14 protein-coding genes, 10 tRNA genes and 1 rRNA gene are annotated in these 15,029 nt (G+C 42.2%); 18 read left to right on the top strand and 7 right to left on the bottom strand.

Annotation, left to right across the window (positions count from 1 at the left end; all coding sequences use genetic code 11):
- Positions 1–49: 49 nt before the first annotated feature.
- The 6 genes from menC to J7E81_RS28705 all read right to left on the bottom strand — a co-directional run bounded on the left by menC (position 50) and on the right by J7E81_RS28705 (position 6,337).
- Positions 50–1,162, bottom strand: a complete 1,113-nt coding sequence (menC, locus tag J7E81_RS28730) for an o-succinylbenzoate synthase (protein WP_215047587.1) — start codon at positions 1,160–1,162, stop codon at positions 50–52.
- 27 nt (positions 1,163–1,189) lie between these two features.
- Positions 1,190–2,017: a GNAT family N-acetyltransferase gene (locus tag J7E81_RS28725; protein WP_251028950.1), complete on the bottom strand. Its 828-nt coding sequence runs from the start codon at positions 2,015–2,017 to the stop codon at positions 1,190–1,192.
- A gap of 22 nt (positions 2,018–2,039) precedes the next feature.
- Positions 2,040–3,521, bottom strand: a complete 1,482-nt coding sequence (locus J7E81_RS28720; protein WP_215047586.1) for an amino acid permease — start codon at positions 3,519–3,521, stop codon at positions 2,040–2,042.
- A gap of 20 nt (positions 3,522–3,541) precedes the next feature.
- Positions 3,542–4,675: an amidohydrolase gene (locus tag J7E81_RS28715; protein ID WP_215047585.1), complete on the bottom strand. Its 1,134-nt coding sequence runs from the start codon at positions 4,673–4,675 to the stop codon at positions 3,542–3,544.
- 14 nt (positions 4,676–4,689) lie between these two features.
- Positions 4,690–5,535, bottom strand: coding sequence for a MurR/RpiR family transcriptional regulator (locus tag J7E81_RS28710; RefSeq protein ID WP_215047584.1), 846 nt, complete (start codon positions 5,533–5,535; stop codon positions 4,690–4,692).
- Between the two features lie 298 nt (positions 5,536–5,833).
- Positions 5,834–6,337, bottom strand: coding sequence for a rhomboid family intramembrane serine protease (locus tag J7E81_RS28705; RefSeq protein WP_374104116.1), 504 nt, complete (start codon positions 6,335–6,337; stop codon positions 5,834–5,836).
- A gap of 311 nt (positions 6,338–6,648) precedes the next feature.
- Here J7E81_RS28705 and acpS point away from each other — a divergent pair, with 311 nt between their 5' ends.
- From acpS to J7E81_RS28675, 6 genes are all read left to right on the top strand, one after another.
- Positions 6,649–6,996: a holo-ACP synthase gene (gene acpS / locus J7E81_RS28700; protein WP_215047583.1), complete on the top strand. Its 348-nt coding sequence runs from the start codon at positions 6,649–6,651 to the stop codon at positions 6,994–6,996.
- A 201-nt stretch (positions 6,997–7,197) separates the two neighbouring features.
- Positions 7,198–8,217: a LolA family protein gene (locus tag J7E81_RS28695; protein ID WP_215047582.1), complete on the top strand. Its 1,020-nt coding sequence runs from the start codon at positions 7,198–7,200 to the stop codon at positions 8,215–8,217.
- Between the two features lie 160 nt (positions 8,218–8,377).
- Positions 8,378–9,565, top strand: coding sequence for an alanine racemase (gene alr / locus J7E81_RS28690; protein ID WP_215047581.1), 1,188 nt, complete (start codon positions 8,378–8,380; stop codon positions 9,563–9,565).
- A gap of 250 nt (positions 9,566–9,815) precedes the next feature.
- Positions 9,816–10,097 carry a CopG family ribbon-helix-helix protein gene (locus tag J7E81_RS28685; RefSeq protein WP_098531723.1) on the top strand — a complete coding sequence of 94 codons (282 nt, stop codon included), beginning with the start codon at positions 9,816–9,818 and terminating at the stop codon, positions 10,095–10,097.
- A 4-nt stretch (positions 10,098–10,101) separates the two neighbouring features.
- On the top strand, positions 10,102–10,452 hold the full coding sequence (gene ndoA, locus J7E81_RS28680) for a type II toxin-antitoxin system endoribonuclease NdoA (protein WP_007083556.1): 351 nt from the start codon (positions 10,102–10,104) through the stop codon (positions 10,450–10,452).
- A 180-nt stretch (positions 10,453–10,632) separates the two neighbouring features.
- Positions 10,633–12,804 (top strand): Tex family protein, encoded by a 2,172-nt coding sequence (locus J7E81_RS28675; RefSeq protein WP_215047580.1) that lies wholly within the window; start codon positions 10,633–10,635, stop codon positions 12,802–12,804.
- Between the two features lie 68 nt (positions 12,805–12,872).
- Here the strand turns inward: J7E81_RS28675 and cmpA are convergent, their stop codons facing one another.
- Positions 12,873–12,986: a cortex morphogenetic protein CmpA gene (cmpA, locus tag J7E81_RS28670; protein WP_007083554.1), complete on the bottom strand. Its 114-nt coding sequence runs from the start codon at positions 12,984–12,986 to the stop codon at positions 12,873–12,875.
- Between the two features lie 99 nt (positions 12,987–13,085).
- Between cmpA and J7E81_RS28665 the strand changes: the two genes are divergently transcribed.
- The 12 genes from J7E81_RS28665 to J7E81_RS28610 form a co-directional block, all read left to right on the top strand.
- Positions 13,086–13,556, top strand: coding sequence for a SprT family protein (locus tag J7E81_RS28665; protein WP_215047579.1), 471 nt, complete (start codon positions 13,086–13,088; stop codon positions 13,554–13,556).
- A gap of 121 nt (positions 13,557–13,677) precedes the next feature.
- A tRNA-Asn gene (locus J7E81_RS28660) sits at positions 13,678–13,752 on the top strand.
- Between the two features lie 6 nt (positions 13,753–13,758).
- Positions 13,759–13,849, top strand: a tRNA-Ser gene (locus tag J7E81_RS28655).
- Positions 13,850–13,860: 11 nt separating this feature from the next.
- Positions 13,861–13,932 (top strand) — tRNA-Glu (locus J7E81_RS28650).
- A 59-nt stretch (positions 13,933–13,991) separates the two neighbouring features.
- A tRNA-Gln gene (locus J7E81_RS28645) sits at positions 13,992–14,066 on the top strand.
- A gap of 149 nt (positions 14,067–14,215) precedes the next feature.
- Positions 14,216–14,291, top strand: a tRNA-Lys gene (locus J7E81_RS28640).
- Positions 14,292–14,305: 14 nt separating this feature from the next.
- A tRNA-Leu gene (locus tag J7E81_RS28635) sits at positions 14,306–14,390 on the top strand.
- A gap of 62 nt (positions 14,391–14,452) precedes the next feature.
- Positions 14,453–14,538 (top strand) — tRNA-Leu (locus tag J7E81_RS28630).
- 62 nt (positions 14,539–14,600) lie between these two features.
- Positions 14,601–14,677: transfer RNA gene (locus J7E81_RS28625), tRNA-Arg, on the top strand.
- 6 nt (positions 14,678–14,683) lie between these two features.
- A tRNA-Pro gene (locus J7E81_RS28620) sits at positions 14,684–14,760 on the top strand.
- Positions 14,761–14,776: 16 nt separating this feature from the next.
- Positions 14,777–14,850 (top strand) — tRNA-Gly (locus tag J7E81_RS28615).
- A 101-nt stretch (positions 14,851–14,951) separates the two neighbouring features.
- A 16S ribosomal RNA gene (locus J7E81_RS28610) occupies positions 14,952–15,029 on the top strand; the annotation flags it as partial.

Here is a 15,029-nt window from a genome sequence, read left to right as displayed (position 1 = left end):
AAAAATAGCCCTCCTAACAAACAAGAGGGCCATCTCCTTTAAACAAAACTTACGCACGATAAGTCCGGCTGTATACGGTATACTTATTAACCTTTTCCAAACTAGTCTCAAAACCAATCCCAGGTGCAGTGGGAAGGGTAATCTCCCCATTTTCAACCGTTACCTCAGGCTCAATGATATCCTCAGCCCAATAAAGAGAAGAAGCTGCCGTATCACCGGGGAGAGTAAAATTCGGAAGAGAGGTAATCGCGATATTATGAGCCCGGCCGACCCCAGACTCAAGCATGCCGCCGCACCATACCGGGATATCGTTAGCTTGGCAAAAATCATGAAGCTTGCGTGATTCCGTTAACCCGCCAACACGTCCAATTTTAATATTAATAATTTTACAGCTGCCAAGCTTTAGCGCTTTTCGGGCATCCTCAACAGAATGAATACTCTCATCTAAACAAATAGGTGTTTTTAGCTTAGCCTGTAAGTCAGCGTGATCAATTATATCATCATGGGCCAAAGGCTGTTCAATCATCATTAACTGATAATCATCCAATGCTGCCAATCGATCTAGATCATGAAGGGTATAAGCAGAATTGGCATCAGCCATTAACGGAATATCAGGATATTCCTGACGAACCCGGTCAATTAAAGCTACATCCCAGCCTGGCCTAATTTTTAATTTTACCCGCTTATAACCTTCCTCGAGGCGTTCGCCAATCGTTTCAATCGTTTCTTCAATCGAATCTTTAATTCCGATGCTGACACCAACATCAATCTTGGAACGATTACCACCCAGAGCTTGGGCAAGCGGCATATTTTGCTCTTTTGCATACAAATCCCAAACGGCACCCTCAATGGCTGCTTTCGCCATATTGTTGCCGCGCAGGTGAGCAAACCATTTTTCTGATAGTTCATCGGGATGCTTGATGTCATTTTTTAAAACGATAGGGATCAAATAATCCGCTAGGATATGCCAATTAGTTTTGACGGTTTCTTCATTATAGAGCGGATCGAGCATCGCTACCGATTCGGCCCAGCCTGAAAGCCCGTCCTCGTTTTTGACTTCTACCAAAATAAAATCCTTATCATACTCGGTCCCAAAGCTAGTGGTAAAAGGGTAGAGTAAATCAAGTTTTAAATGTCTTAAAATGACTTGCTTAATTTTCATGCCAAACGTCTCCTTTAACGCTAAGGGTTACTGTTTAGTGAGAATATAAAAATTCACCGGAATCCCGGGATTGCTTATTTTTTTAAAACCGCTGACCTGCCAGCCTTGGGCGAACAGCCCAGAAAAAGCGTCTCTAGTTCTCATCCGCCAATCGCTTGCTAGTTCGATGTCTGTCTCCCGAATCGTACGATAGTTTTTTGGGACAGGAACAAACTGAACTTCATGATTATGTAAGTCCTCATTCCTAAAAGGCAATACAACAGGCAATCCTTTATCATTACCATTCCACTGAACAAGCGAGTTTGCCAAGACAAAGTCTTGGTCGAAGGCATTCCCGAAAGTATCCGCAGATTTTTCATCATCAATATGCCACTCCACAAGAAAGCGGTCTGATGGGAGCCCACTATTTAACAGATCCTCCATCTCGCCGTAGCAGTTGGGAAGATAAGTGGAGACCATCCCGCCAAGCTTGGCGATATTTAAATAGCCATTAATGCTTTCAAGTGGATCATACGTCCAGGTGATGAGAGAGTAGCCAAGCTTTAAGGCCTCATCGCGCTGAGCAAGTTTTAGTTTTTCACCAATCCCTTTATTACGAAACAGTTCATCCGTCCCTAAAATATGCGAGCAAAGATAGACAGATTGGCCGTTAAACCCTGGGAAGCTGTATTGAAATCCAATAAGCTCATCACCACTATAGGCACCAAGCACTAAACCGCCGTTTTTGACGGCGGTAATGGTTTGGTGTGTGGGGACGGAGTCAGACTCACCCCAAATTTTACTTTCAAGTCTGCGGACAGCTTCTAACTCTGCTGTGCTAGATAGGGAGCGGATTTTGATCTCTTCTTTCATCATCGTTATATCCCTCCAGTAAAAACTATTCGCGGCTGAAATCCGCATCTTGCAATGGAACCAATTTGGTCTTTTTCACAACCTTAAAGCCGAAATAAGCAAGTAGGAATAAAGGCAGACCAATATAAGAAACTAATGCACCGTACCAATCAATTTTTGGACCAAAGAAGGCGCCATAGTTTTGTCCGAAGACGGCCACTAAACATAATACAGTAGCTAAGATTGGCCCAAGTGGGAACCATTTCGCCACGTATGGTAAATCTGACAGACTTCTTCCTTGGGCAACATAGGCCTTACGGAAACGGTAATGCGAAATTGAGATTCCTAACCATGATAAAAAGCCTGCTAAACCAGAAGCATTTAATAACCAGCCATATACCGTTCCATCACCGAACAGGGAGGTTAAGAAGCAAAGCATACCAATTACGGTTGAGACTAATAATGCATTAGTCGGAAGACCTTTTTTGCTTACCCTTTTTAAGAAGGCTGGAGCTTTTCCTTCCTTCGCCAGCACCCATAATACACGGGATGCAGCATAGAGGGCCGAGTTACCAGCAGAGAGTACTGCTGTAAGGATAACAGTATTCATTAGGGCAGCTGCAAAAGCAAGACCGGCATTTTTAAATACAAGTGTAAATGGACTTACGGCCACATCTTTTACATCTGTGCTTAGTAATAATGGATCTTTATAGCTGACCAAACAGCCGATAACAAAAATCGCTAAAACGTAGAATAACAGTATTCTCCAGAAGATCTGTTTAATCGCTTTTGGCATGTTCTTTTCAGGGTTTTCACTTTCACCGGCAGCAACTCCGACAAGCTCTGTTCCTTGGAACGAGAAACCTACAATCATAAACACACCTAAGATGGAAAGGAATCCGCCTTTAAATGGAGCTTCACCTTTTGTAAAGTTGTCAAATCCGCCAGTATGACCTTTCATGATTCCAAAAATCATTAATAATCCCAGTACGATAAAAATAATAATCGTAGCCACTTTGATAATGGCAAACCAGAATTCAGATTCACCATATCCTTTTACAGATAAAATGTTTAATCCAAATATCAATACGAGGAAGATAGCACTCCAAATGAAACCAGGAACATCTGGAAACCAATATTTCATAATCAGCGAAGAAGCCGATAATTCGAGCGCAACAATAATGGCATTGTTATACCAGTAATTCCAGCCAACCGCAAATCCTAATGCAGGGTCGACAAATCGATCTGAATACGTACTGAACGAGCCTGTAATGGGAATAAATGCTGACATTTCTCCTAAGCTTGTCATAATAAAAAAGACCATGATTCCAGCAATTAAATAGGCAGTAAGCGCTCCGCCAGGACCGGCATCCGCAATGGTTGCTCCACTTGCTAAAAATAATCCTGTACCAATCGTTCCACCAATGGCAATCATTGATAAGTGTCTTGTTTTTAACTTTCTTTCTAATGGTTCATTTGATTTGTTTTGTTCAATAGTTGTATCTATTTTACGTGCGGAATTTTCCATATTAGACCTCTCCTAATTTTTTAAGTTTCTTGTAAAGCTGTTAACAGGGTTTGTGTTAAGATCTTCGTTCCATATATGAGTGCATCTAAATTAAATTTCATCTCGGGATGATGTAACCCGGGTGTTAACCCGCAGCCTAAACCAATCATCGTGGCCGCAAGACCGGGATTTTTAGCCGTGTAAAAATGAAAGTCTTCAGCGCCTTGGGAGATACAAACCGGAGCGACACTTTCTTTGCCAAGAATCTCGCCAATCGCCTTTTCTGCCAATTTGATTGCTTTTTCATTTATCGCTGCGGCGGGAACCAATTCCTCCGTTGCTGACGTAATGACCGCACCTGTTCGTTCAGCTGCAATTTCCATTCCCTGGTAAGTCTGCTTTTCTAGTTCGGACATAACGTCGTTGGCTTGTGCTCTTATATCGAGAGCAAAATGTGCCGTCTCGGGGATTACATTGGTTGCATCACTTTCCGTCGTCAGCTGTGTCATTTTAACCGAGTACGAAACTTCTGTTCGTAAGTCGATTTCTTTCAGCTTTTGGACCAAAAGCGAAGCAGTCTCAATCACATTGATTCCTTCATTCGGCCGGCCTGCATGGGCTTGCCGCCCCTTTATCGTTCCCCGAATCGTTCCAGCTGAGCCATGAATGATGACGGGAGAGGCCTTCCGATATGGGAGCTCACTAACCGGCCGGACATGGGTGCCAAACAACAAACTGACCTTCTCTAGTGCACCATCCTCCATCATTTTTAGTGCGCCTCCTCCTTTTTCTTCGGCAGGCTGAAAAATAAACCTGATTGTATGTTTTGGTTTGAGACCGCTGGCGGCCAGTGCCAGTGCCGTATAGAGAACCATCGTGCTGTGTCCGTCATGTCCGCAAGAATGATTTGGTCTTACGACACCATTCACTTCTTGAACAAGGGCATCCATATCAGCCCGCAGTGCTACGACTTGATCGGATGTGCCAGGTATTTCTGCCAGCAATCCGTAATGATCCGAGAATTTTTTCACCTGAAAGCCGGCAACTTGCAGTTTTTCTGCAATGTAGGCGGAGGTTTTCTCTTCTTTCCAGCTTGGTTCCGCCAGGCCATGTAACTCTTGATAGGTGGTGAGTAAATCGTCTTTATGCTGCTCAATAAAGTCTAGCGGATTCAAATTTTTTCACCTCTTTATTCATTAAATACATCAAAGGTTGTATAAAGCTGTTCTAGTTTTTGCTGGTATGCCAGTATGCGTGTCTTGTCTTTCTGCTGAATTCCTTCCATCACTAAATCTAATAAACTAATAACGGAAGCGATTGAGTTTGTGCCGGTTTCCGCATTTTCTTCAGTAGTTAAGACGATATTGGAAAGCCTGCCCACAGGAGATAGAAGCCGGTCGGTTATGGAAATCAGGGTAATGCCATGCTCAACTGCACACTCAGCCATTTTTATCGTTTCATTGGAATAACGCGGAAATGAAAACACGACGACAACGGAGTCTTCTGTCAGATTGCAAAACTTTTCGAAAAAGCCGTCTGAAGTGGAACATAAATTCACCTGACCTCGAATGGTACTTAACATATAGGAAAACCAATAGGCGGCCGCATGAGAAATGCGCTGGCCTGCTATTAAGATTTGATCGGCCTTGATTAACACCTCGACGGCTTTCCAAATCTCCTCGATGTTTGCTGAATCCAGCAGGTTCCTTAATATATCAACCTGGTTTTCTATCACTTTAGTAAAAACATGCTTATCGGCAGATTGAGAGGTGTCGGCAGCTGCGGCGGTTTGGTTCTGCGCTAGCATTTGTTGCTGAATATGTTCCTGCATTTGGCTGAACCCTTGAAAACCTAACGCATATGAAAGACGGATGACGGTGGTTTCGCTCACCGAAGCTTGCTGACCAATTTGGAAAGCTGTTTTAAAGACAGCTGTCTCTATATTTTCAATCAGGTAATTGGCTACCTTCTTTTGTCCTGCCGATAAATTGTTAAATCGGGTTTTAACCAATTGTTTAAAAGGAAGTGGCTCCATCTAATCCACCTTTCCATAAGAAGGAAATCCTTCAATTTATCTAAATGTTGCAGTTAATACTTTTTATTTTTATACATTAACATAAATAAATATTAATTAAAAGATTATTTGTTGAAATTTTGTGGTCTAATTTGATGGGATATATTGTAGGTAGAGAAATCTTTTTCCTACTTTTGTGGAGGGGGAGGAAGATACTGTCCAAAGGCCGCTTTTAAAAACTTAAATTAGCCTCTGTCACGAGAACAAGAAAAAGGGAGCAGACCAGAGAAAATCGGGTACTCCCTGTTGTGTTGACTATTCATCTCCAAAATCCTAGAATTGCCAGGATGATAATAACTGACCAAATTAGAACCTTAACGGGGGATTGAAAGGAGACATTTCTCCTTTGGCTGCTGGCCCAAGATGTAGTGGTCTGGAATGATTCTGCTAAAGCTTTTTTATTAAAGTGGGGGATTGCCCCTATAAGAAATCCTCCTAGTAATCCAAACAGATGGGCAACCACATTTATATCTGGCTGTAAGAAGGTCATAATTAAACTAACTGCACATAATACGAGGATAATTTGACTGTTTTGCTTGGGCAGAATAGACTTTCTAAAGATAATGATGGCAATATAATAGCCAAATAAGCCGAATATAGCCCCGCTTGACCCAACGTGGGTGTAGGTCAATGGCTCAAATATGAATGTGGCCACATTGGCAGTTAAACCTGAGAAAAGGTAAATGAATAGAAACCTGCCGCTCCCCAGCATCCGTTCCAAAGCCGGTCCAAATAAGATTAAGGAAAAACTATTAAACAGCATATGTGAAAAACCGCTATGCATAAACGTGGGGGTAATCAGTCTCCAAACTTCCCCCTCCTTAATATAAAGATTGACTCCTGAAAAATTTTCAAAGAACCAGTTGTTTGGGAAGATAGGAAGAATGGTTAACAGATATAATACTAAGTGAATTGTTACAATAAGGGAGACCATCGGAAATAAGCGGATAAATTCACGAAAGCTTTCGGTTCTGGTAAAAATGGCTAAAACCTCCTTTCTATTACATCTTTAACCGTTTTTTGGTCTTGTACACTAATATGCTGACAATAAGTTAAATAGAAGGAGGATAAACCGTGATTAAAGGAATTGGCATTGATATTATTGAACTGCATAGAATTCGCGAACTGATCAGCAGGCAAAGTAAGCTGGTCGACCGGATCTTAACAGTAAACGAAAAGAAAACGTATGAAGGCTTATCTGAGGCTAGAAAAGTGGAGTTTTTAGCAGGAAGGTTTGCGGCAAAAGAGGCTTTTTCCAAAGCATTTGGTACTGGAATTGGAAAGGAGCTATCCTTTTTAGATATAGAAATAGACACAGATTGGTCAGGAAAACCGCTTTTTCGAAAACCAGAGGTTCAGTCGCATCTGTCAATCTCCCATAGTAAAGAATATGCCGTTGCTCAAGTTGTAATAGAAGAATAGACCGAATAATGTGATTGGCTCTCCACCTGGGGGGCCTTATTTTTTAAATAGCTTGCCTCTTTGCAAGAATAATCCCCATGGTTGTCTCATATATTCATAGGGAAATAGGAGAGACAAGGTCAGCTATGGTTTATAAGCCTGATTCCTGCCTTTCTCTTCTTTGATAATCATATGAAAATGAGACAAGAAGGGGCTGAAGGAATGAGGAAAAGGTTTTTACTGCTTATTACAGGGCTAATGGTCATGTTCGTGCTAGCTGCCTGTGGAACAAAATCACAAGACGATGTGGTAAAGGAGCTAAAGGGTAAGCAGAGTGATTTAACCAGCTATAAAGTCAATGCGAAGATGACGTTGAAAATGGGCTCAGATTCGCAAGTTTATAATGTAGAAATCTGGCATAAAGATCCTACATTCTACCGCGTTAATTTAAAAAATGCAGAGAAAGACCAAAGTCAAATGATCCTAAGAAATAAAGAAGGTGTCTTTGTTCTTACACCGGCATTGAATAAAAGCTTCCGTTTTCAAAGTGATTGGCCGCAAAATAGCAGTCAAGCGTATTTGTATGAATCCTTAATAAAGGATATTGTGGCGGATAGAGAGGCTAAGTTCTCTTCCACAAAGAACTATTATATCTTTGAAACGAAGACCCGTTATCAAAACAATAGTATGCTTCCATTCCAGGAAATTAAGCTGAATAAAAGCGACTTATCACCTGCTGTCGTCAAAGTAATGGATCCTGATCGGAATGCCCTTGTAACCGTTGAGTTTTCGAAGGTTAAATTTAATGCGAATTTTGACAAGGACGATTTCGATATGAAAAAGAATATGACGCGGGCACAGTTAAATTTACCAGCGATGGCAAGCGGCAAAGAAAAGGATCAAGCATTCTCTGTTAAATATCCAACCTTTGAACTAAAAGGAACCAAGTTAATCGAAGAAAAGACGGTTAAAATGGACGATGGCAAACGGGTTGTCCTTACCTATGACGGCAAAAAATCTTTTACACTTGTTCAAGAAAAGGCAGCCACAAAGGTTGTATCTGCTGTTCCGACTCGTATGGACGGGGATATCGTTGATTTAGGTGCAACCATTGGGGCGTTGTCGGATCATTCGCTTTCATGGTCACAAGGCGGTGTCGATTATATGATCGCATCGAAAAACCTGAAGCGGGATGAGATGGTTGAAATCGCAAAATCAGTTCAAGGTGATGCGGTAAAATAAGCTCTTTCCAAAACAGGCCTTGTGCCTGTTTTTTTTTGGTATGTAAACGAAAAAAGTAGTATGATACTTTTATATGGATGAGCGGGGATCAACGCTCGAAATAAATGTTCACATCCCATTCGGCAGTAAAAAAACTGGAATTTAATTAGGAAGTGGAAAGATGGAAGAGCAAGCTTTTTTTTATCGAGATACATGGGCAGAAGTTGACCTGGAGTGTATCGCTGAAAATGTTTCCTCTGTAAGAAAACACTTACCAGAAAAAGTGGAAATCATGGCAGTGGTAAAAGCGAATGCCTATGGCCATGGTGATGTTCAAGTGGCGAAAACAGCACTTTCAGCGGGGGCGGGCCTTCTTGCGGTAGCTTTTATGGATGAAGCAGTGGCGTTAAGGCATAAAGGGATTCAGGCTCCGATCTTAGTATTAGGCGCATCTCGGCCTGAAGATGTTCAAGTGGCAGCCAAGTATGATATTTCGCTGACTGTTTTTCAGAAAGATTGGCTGCAGAAAGCGCAGCAGCATTTGGCTATTTGCGACAGAGTTTCCTTGCACATTAAAGTGGATACGGGAATGGGCAGAATTGGAGTACGAAGCCGGGATGAATTAGCAAGCGTCGAGCAATTCATTTTAAAAGATGAACGATTTCATTTTGAAGGAATCTTCACTCATTTTGCCACAGCAGATGAACTGGATACTCGTTACTTTCAGCAGCAACTAGCGCTTTTTGAGGAAATGCTAAAGGGATTAACAAAACAGCCAAAGTATATTCATACCAGCAATAGTGCAGCAGCCATAAGATTTCCTAAAGCCTACTTTAATGCAGTCCGGCTTGGAATTACGATGTATGGACTGACACCATCTCTTGAAATGGAAAAGGAAATTCCATTCCCATTGAAGGAGGCCTTTTCACTGCAAACACGGCTTGTCCATGTGAAGCAGGTGAAACAAGGAGCTAAAGTCAGCTATGGGGCGACTTATGAAAGCAGCAAAGATGAGTGGATTGGCACAATCCCGATTGGTTATGCCGATGGATGGATCCGCAGGCTGCAAGGACAAGAAGTATTAGTCGACGGAAAGCGTTCGCCCATTGTCGGGAGAATATGTATGGACCAGTGTATGGTACGTCTTCCTGCTCATGTGCCTGTGGGTACACCTGTCACACTTATTGGCCGGCAGGGACAGGAATTCATTTCGATCAATGAAATTGCGGCGAAGCTTGACACCATCAATTATGAGGTCCCCTGTATCATTACCAATCGTGTTCCCCGTCTTTATAAAAAGGGCGGTAAAATTGTCGATATAAAAAATGACCTTCTTGGTAAATTTACAGGCGTAAAGGAAGAAATTTAAACATATTTATGATATTGCGGTAAATTGTGCATAAAAGCATCTTTGATTGGCTTATAATACAGTAGAATTATATTTAGTCTATGAATTGGGCTTGATTAGTGTTATTATAAAATATGGTACAGATATTAAATTTAAAACTCGCTGATGGAAACCCTTGAAGGGCCAGACAGAAGTGCGGTTAAATTTAAGCATCAGAATGAATTTCTGGTTAGATAAAAATGGTGTGTAGTGATGGTGGAGGTGTATGTTTGTGTCTGAAACTGGCGCAACTACGGAAATCTTAGTAAAGTTACCGCAACATCTTTTAACTGAGTTAGATGGTTTCGTTAAGCAAGAAAATGTGAACCGCAGTGAGTTTATTTACCAAGCAACCAAAATGTATTTACGCGAACGGAAAAAGAGACAAATTCGCGAGTCGATGAGACGTGGATACATGGAAATGGCTAAGATCAATCTTAGAATTGCATCAGAAGCATTTTTGGCGGAATATGAGGCAGAACACACAGTTGAACGTCTTGTAAGCGGAGGATAATCCTTTGATTGTCAAGCGTGGTGACGTTTATTTTGCGGACCTATCCCCAGTTGTTGGTTCTGAACAAGGCGGCGTCCGACCTGTACTTGTCATCCAAAACGACATCGGGAATCGGTTTAGTCCCACAGTGATTGTTGCAGCGATTACAGCTCAAATTCAAAAAGCAAAGCTTCCTACTCATGTCGAGATTGATGCGAAGCGCTACGGATTTGAACGTGACTCGGTCATTCTGCTAGAGCAAATTCGTACAATTGATAAGCAGCGGTTAACCGATAAAATCACCCATCTCGATGACGAAATGATGGAGAAAGTGGATGAAGCCCTACAGGTAAGTTTAGGTCTCATCGAATTTTAGTTTTAAAGTACGCTCTTTTAAAAGAGCGTTTTTTCATACATAACCTGTCTCTTAAATTTTCTGCCTGCGAGCAAGCTAATCCTAGCTTGCTTTTCTTTTTGCAAAGGAATAGAGGCCTTTAATGAAACCATTCCTCGAATTTGATACAATAAAATGAATAACGGATGGAGGATTATTTCAATGAACGATACGGTTGTAAAAGATGAGCAACTCTTAGGAAAAATAGCTGCAGAGCTGACGATCTCCTTTAAACAAGTAAAAAGTGTTATTTCACTGCTTAACGAAGGAAACACGGTTCCTTTTATTGCTCGTTACAGAAAAGAAATGACTGGCGCCCTTGATGAGGTGCAAATCCGGTCAATCTTAGAACGCTGGCAGTACATTCAAAACCTGGAGCAAAGAAAAGAGGAAGTCCTCCGAATTATTGAAGAACAAGGGAAGTTAACTGTTGAATTAAGTAAAGCCATCACAAAGGCTGAAAAGCTGCAAGAGGTAGAAGATTTATATCGGCCATATAAACAAAAAAGAAGAACGAAAGCAACGGTGGCGAAAGAAAAAGGACTTGAACCATTTGCGGTGTGGCTAATGACTTTCCCAAAAGACCCCGTTGAGCAAAAAGCAAAAGAGTTTCTATCAGAGGAAAAACAAGTGGCTACGATTGAAGAAGCCATTACAGGTGCGAAGGATATTATCGCAGAAATGGTATCTGATGATGCCGAAGGGCGTAAATGGATTCGTAAAGAAACGTTTAAATCGGGTACAGTTGGATCCGTGGTGAAAGATGCAGAAAAAGACGAAAAAAATGTCTATGAAATGTATTATGAATATGAGGAACCTGTCAATAAGATTGTTCCCCACCGGATTCTTGCCTTAAATCGCGGTGAAAAAGAAGACATCTTACGTGTTTCAATTAAGATGAATGCAGACCTGATTATGACCTATTTATCAAGAAAATGGGTGGGGGTTCAGTATTCGCCAGCCGCTCCGCTTGTGCAAGAAGCGCTGGAAGATGGATATAAAAGGTTGATCCAGCCGTCAATCGAACGGGAAATCCGTGCGGAGTTAACGGAAAAGGCGGAAGAGCAAGCCATACATATATTTTCAGAAAACCTTCGAAATTTGCTGCTGCAGCCGCCTCTAAAAGGCAAAGTGGTCATCGGTGTAGATCCAGCCTATCGGACAGGATGTAAATTAGCGGTAGTCGATGAAACAGGAAAGGTCTTAAAAATTGATGTCATTTATCCACATCCCCCTGTTTCAAAAACAAAAGAAGCGAGTGAAAAGTTTATAACTATTCTCCGCGAATATAAAGTAGAGATGGCCGCCATTGGCAACGGAACGGCTTCCAGGGAGACAGAACAGTTTGTCGCTGATATTTTAAAAGAGATGGAGGAAGAAATCTTTTATCTCATCGTAAACGAGGCCGGTGCCAGTGTTTATTCGGCTTCAGACGTTGCCAGAGAAGAGTTTCCGAATTTCCAGGTGGAAGAAAGAAGTGCTGTTTCGATTGCACGCCGCCTGCAGGACCCTTTAGCTGAATTGGTGAAAATTGATCCAAAATCGGTTGGAGTTGGCCAATACCAGCATGACGTTTCCCAAAAACGTCTATCCGAATCCCTGCACTTTGTGGTAGAAACCGCCGTTAACCAGGTTGGGGTGAATGTGAATACTGCTTCTTCTTCGCTGCTTCAATATGTGGCGGGGTTAAACAAAACTGCTGCCAATAATATTGTCAAAAAGCGCGAAGAAGAAGGTAAGTTTACAAGTAGAGTGCAATTAAAAAAGGTACCGCGATTAGGGGCGAAAACCTACGAGCAGGCCATTGGCTTCTTGCGTGTAATAGACGGTAAACAACCACTTGATCGTACTGGAATCCATCCTGAAAACTATGATGAGGTAAAAAAATTGTTAACTAGTCTAGGTTTCTCAGCAAAGGACTTAGGTACAGAAGCGTTAAAGACGGCTCTCGGCGGACTTGATTTAAAATCCGTTTCTGAAGAATTATCCATTGGTGAATTAACCTTAAAGGATATAATTGATGCATTGGTCAAGCCGGAACGAGATCCGCGTGATGATTTACCTCGCCCGCTGCTGAAAAAGGATGTCTTAAAACTAGAAGACCTAAAAGCGGGAATGGAGCTCCAAGGTACAGTACGGAATGTTGTAGACTTTGGCGCGTTTGTGGATATCGGTGTCAAACAGGATGGGCTTGTTCATATTTCTAAGCTCAGCAATCGTTTTGTCAAACATCCTTTGGACATTGTTTCAGTAGGTGATGTGGTAACGGTTTGGGTGGACTCTGTTGATATGAAAAAGGGCCGTGTTGCCTTAACTATGCTGCCGCCATCTTAAGATAGGGAAAGCGCCTTTGGTACCGCAGGCTTGGGGACTAGAGGCGCTGTAACTAGTAAACACTGCTTCTAGGAGCAGTGTTTTTTTCTGTAAAAAAACCAGCACTGGTTTAGCAGCTTAATCTGATAGCGGTCCTTCTCATAGAAAGCCCTTTTCATTTGGTTTTGCAACCAAGTTGGCATAGTGTAAAACCTCCCGAAAAGTACATCATTCATTAAAGGTATATACAATATATGCTATAATAGGTTGTCATGTTCGCTTGAAAGTGGGGAACTGTAAAAATGGAGCAGCGGGAACTACAACTATTAGTAGAAAAGATATCTCTTGAATTCTTTGGTAAGCCGTTTAAACATACGGCCCTGTTTAATCCAAGGTTACGATCTACTGGGGGAAGGTATCTTTTAGGGACGCATCATATCGAAATTAATAAAAAGTATCTAGAACAGCTGGGAGAAAGAGAGTTAATTGGCATCATTAAGCATGAGTTATGCCATTATCACCTTCATCTTGAGGGTAGAGGCTATCAGCACAAAGACCCTGAATTTAAGTCCTTATTAAAGAAGGTAGGCGCCCCTCGTTTCTGCAATCAGCTGCCTGAAAGTAGTGTGAGACGTACTGCGAAAAAAGTTCTTATTTATCAATGCACAAACTGTAAGACAACCTATCAGAGAAAAAGAAGTATTAACACTTCTAGGTATGTGTGCGGGAAATGTCGAGGAAAATTATCAAAAGTTGAGGAAATCCAATTATAATTCTTCGGAAAACTGGTTATAATTTTTATGTAAAAATAATGTTGACTTTATTACAGCAGGTCATTATAATGTAAAGAGTCGATAGGGCAAACGCCTTATTGAGAAGATAACTATTGATTATTCCGCAGTAGCTCAGTGGTAGAGCTATCGGCTGTTAACCGATCGGTCGTAGGTTCGAGTCCTACCTGCGGAGCCATTTTATGGGGAAGTACTCAAGAGGCTGAAGAGGCGCCCCTGCTAAGGGTGTAGGTCGGGTGACCGGCGCGAGGGTTCAAATCCCTCCTTCTCCGCCATAGAATAATCTGGCCCCTTGGTCAAGCGGTTAAGACACCTCCCTTTCACGGAGGTAACACGGGTTCGAGTCCCGTAGGGGTCATCAGGGGACGGGGAGTGACTCTGTTTCATTTCCTGTTTCTTAAAATTTTAAAACCTTATTGGGCTATAGCCAAGCGGTAAGGCATCGCACTTTGACTGCGACATGCGTTGGTTCGAATCCAGCTAGCCCAGCCATTTGTGATTTTTATCAATGATGAGCCGATAGTTCAGTCGGTAGAAACGAGCGAAGCTCCTTTGATTTAGCTTTGGGTCTGCGAGAAAGAATGCAAGTTCTTTTGGTATCTGATCTACTACGAGTCAGTTGTAGGGAATCATCCTTGAATGAGCCATTAGCTCAGTTGGTAGAGCATCTGACTTTTAATCAGAGGGTCGAAGGTTCGAGTCCTTCATGGCTCACCATTCGATTATCATATGCGGGTGTGGCGGAATTGGCAGACGCACCAGACTTAGGATCTGGCGCCGCAAGGCGTGGGGGTTCGACTCCCTTCACCCGCACCATAAATTTCCTCTTGAAACAGATGAAGATAGATGGTATGATTGATTCTGTCGCTAAATTATATGCGGTCGTGGCGGAATGGCAGACGCGCTAGGTTGAGGGCCTAGTGGGGGCAACCCCGTGGAGGTTCAAGTCCTCTCGGCCGCACCAAAAAAGAAGTTGTTGACAAACCTTAACGGTTTTGATATACTTTAAAAGTTGCATTACCAAATGCGCCCGTAGCTCAATTGGATAGAGCGTCTGACTACGGATCAGAAGGTTATGGGTTCGACTCCTTTCGGGCGCGCCATATATACGGGAAGTAGCTCAGCTTGGTAGAGCACTTGGTTTGGGACCAAGGGGTCGCAGGTTCGAATCCTGTCTTCCCGACCATTTAACATTTATATTTGCGGGTGTAGTTTACTGGTAAAACCTCAGCCTTCCAAGCTGATGTAGTGGGTTCGATTCCCATCACCCGCTCCAAATTGTTCTTTGAAAACTAAACAAACAAAAACGTCAACAAACAATAATATTCATTTCTTATGAAATGAAGCCAACGTTTTAAATTATGAGCTAAATCAACTTTCTTGGAGAGTTTGATCCTGGCTCAGGACGAACGCTGGCGGCGTGCCTAATACATGCAAGTCGAGCGAACCAATAGG

Source organism: Bacillus sp. ISL-18 (assembly GCF_018613415.1).
Lineage (GTDB): Bacteria > Bacillota > Bacilli > Bacillales > Cytobacillaceae > Neobacillus.
Note: the sequence above shows the minus strand (reverse complement) of the source record. Positions and strands in the feature narration are given on the sequence as shown.

Bases quoted from the DNA above. Each gene is read 5' to 3' on its own strand.
- J7E81_RS28720 (WP_215047586.1), bottom strand. From the start codon at position 3,521: ATGGAAAATTCCGCACGTAAAATAGATACAACTATTGAACAAAACAAA.
- J7E81_RS28695 (WP_215047582.1), top strand. From the start codon at position 7,198: ATGAGGAAAAGGTTTTTACTGCTTATTACAGGGCTAATGGTCATGTTC.
- J7E81_RS28705 (WP_374104116.1), bottom strand. From the start codon at position 6,337: ATGCTGTTTAATAGTTTTTCCTTAATCTTATTTGGACCGGCTTTGGAA.
- cmpA (WP_007083554.1), bottom strand. From the start codon at position 12,986: ATGCCAACTTGGTTGCAAAACCAAATGAAAAGGGCTTTCTATGAGAAG.
- J7E81_RS28710 (WP_215047584.1), bottom strand. From the start codon at position 5,535: ATGGAGCCACTTCCTTTTAAACAATTGGTTAAAACCCGATTTAACAAT.
- J7E81_RS28675 (WP_215047580.1), top strand. From the start codon at position 10,633: ATGAACGATACGGTTGTAAAAGATGAGCAACTCTTAGGAAAAATAGCT.
- J7E81_RS28665 (WP_215047579.1), top strand. From the start codon at position 13,086: ATGGAGCAGCGGGAACTACAACTATTAGTAGAAAAGATATCTCTTGAA.
- alr (WP_215047581.1), top strand. From the start codon at position 8,378: ATGGAAGAGCAAGCTTTTTTTTATCGAGATACATGGGCAGAAGTTGAC.
- menC (WP_215047587.1), bottom strand. From the start codon at position 1,162: ATGAAAATTAAGCAAGTCATTTTAAGACATTTAAAACTTGATTTACTC.
- J7E81_RS28725 (WP_251028950.1), bottom strand. From the start codon at position 2,017: ATGATGAAAGAAGAGATCAAAATCCGCTCCCTATCTAGCACAGCAGAG.